Origin of the sequence: Kitasatospora sp. NPDC059722 (assembly GCF_042733235.1) — a bacterium.
Taxonomy (GTDB): domain Bacteria; phylum Actinomycetota; class Actinomycetes; order Streptomycetales; family Streptomycetaceae; genus Kitasatospora.
Genome location: NZ_JBHWGD010000068.1, coordinates 41,359 through 43,156, shown reverse-complemented (window position 1 = coordinate 43,156; position 1,798 = coordinate 41,359). Strand labels below are relative to the sequence as shown.

Annotated in this window: 2 protein-coding genes; one reads left to right on the top strand and one right to left on the bottom strand. The window is 70.6% G+C overall.

Annotation, left to right across the window (positions count from 1 at the left end):
- Positions 1–127: 127 nt before the first annotated feature.
- Positions 128–1,102 (bottom strand): helix-turn-helix domain-containing protein, encoded by a 975-nt coding sequence (locus tag ACFV4F_RS32370; protein WP_380444827.1) that lies wholly within the window; start codon positions 1,100–1,102, stop codon positions 128–130.
- A gap of 165 nt (positions 1,103–1,267) precedes the next feature.
- Between ACFV4F_RS32370 and ACFV4F_RS32365 the strand changes: the two genes are divergently transcribed.
- Positions 1,268–1,624: a hypothetical protein gene (locus ACFV4F_RS32365; protein ID WP_380507852.1), complete on the top strand. Its 357-nt coding sequence runs from the start codon at positions 1,268–1,270 to the stop codon at positions 1,622–1,624.
- The last annotated feature ends 174 nt before the right edge of the window (positions 1,625–1,798 follow it).

Here is a 1,798-nt window from a genome sequence, read left to right as displayed (position 1 = left end):
ACCCGGCCCACCCCACATCCCACTAATACCACTACGTTACCGACACCCGACGCCCACCTTATCGTCCGCCCCCCCGACCCTGGCGGGGGCGGCCCCCCCCGGCCCGCCCCGGCAAGGGCCTTGCTCCTCACCGCAACCGGCCCGCCGGATCCCCCACTGCCTCGTAGTACACCTCCCGCGACCGCCGGGTCCGCCGCACGAGCCCGCCCCGGTGGAGCGCCTGCAGGTGGTACGAAACCGTGCTCGGGCTGAGGCCCACGCGCGAGGCCACGTCGGCCGTCGTCCGCGCCCGCGTCAGCTCCGCGAGGATCGACGAGCGCGATCCGCCCAGCCGCTCCCCGGCCTCCCGCGCCAGGCCGAGCGCCGGGTAGACCACGACGGGCGTCCGTCTCCCCGCCGCAGGGTCGAAGGACAGCATCAGCCCCGGCGGAAAGGCGCCCGGCACGAAGATGACGCCAGGCCCGGTGATCCGCAACCCCGGCTGCCGGTCCGGACGACCGGGCCGTCGCACGGACAACGTCCCGTCGTGCCAGCCCACTTCGGGGTGCAGACCGGCGACCATCCCGCCCAGCCCGAGCCCCGCCGTGAGCTCCCCCCGGCGGGCGATGTCGTGCTCCAGCCGCGCGGAGAGCCCCGCCCAGTGAGGCCCGAGGACACCTGACCAGAACGCGCCCAACTCCCCCGCCAGCCGCTCCGCGAAGCCGTCCTCCCCGCGGTCCAGCGCGTCCAGCACGAGGGCGCGCGGCCTGCGGGCCGGAATCCCGAGGTCCGCGAGCCCGGACAGCACCAGCCCCATCTCCGCCCGGACCCGCTCGACCGGCGCGGTGGCCACCAGGTGCAACTCGTCCTCGACGGCCGACCGGTAGGCCGCCGGCTCCGGCGTCAGGAAGTCGGGCGTGTAGCCGTCCGCACTGATCGCCAGCGCGGCGAGCAACCCCAGCCGCCGCCCGACGATGACGTCCCGCGCCCGCAGCCGCCACTCGTACGGCACCGCGCGAGGCTGCCGCCCGAGGGCGAAGAGCAGGTGCATGGCCTGGTAGAGCGGCGACACGGCGAAACGCGTGCGCGCCACCGCGGCCGCCGAGAGTTCGATCCGGATCACGTGATTCCCCCTTTTACGCGTGATCGTCTTCGAATTGTTTCGAATGATTCGACCGGCGATCCGTCATCCGATTTCCTGGTCTCACGGCCGGACGACGAAGCCCGAACGGCCGGAAATCCGGACAAAGAAATGCCGTCCGTCAAAACCGTCCGAAAGGAACGTTCCATGAAGCGTCTGAAGGCAGCCCTCGGCATCGGCGCCGCCACCCTCGCCGCCAGCGCCTCCATGCTCGCCGGCGCGGGCACCGCCCACGCCGACACCGTCCTGGACTGTGCGGACGGGTACGTCTGCATCTACAGCGAGGGCATCGACAGCACGACCGTCACCAACCGCTACTACAACTACGGGACGTACAACCTCTCCAACCAGTACAACAACCACTGGGTCTTCAACCACCAGACCGGCGGCGCCCACGTCGCGCTGTGCTACGGCTACAACGGCACCAACTGCCTGCCCGCCACGGGGCCGGGCTGGCAGTTCGTGAACCTCACCCCCATCAACTCGATCGTCGTCTCCCCGTAATACCGAACTCGACCGCACCGTAGAGTTCAACGACGAATCAAGAATCATCGAACCGGGCGCGCGGGGGGCGGGGGCGCCCCCCCCCGCCGAAAGACGGAGAGCAGAGGGCGAGTCGTAGCAACGAAGAGCACACACACAGACGTCAGAAACACAGCAGCACGCGCAGACCCCACA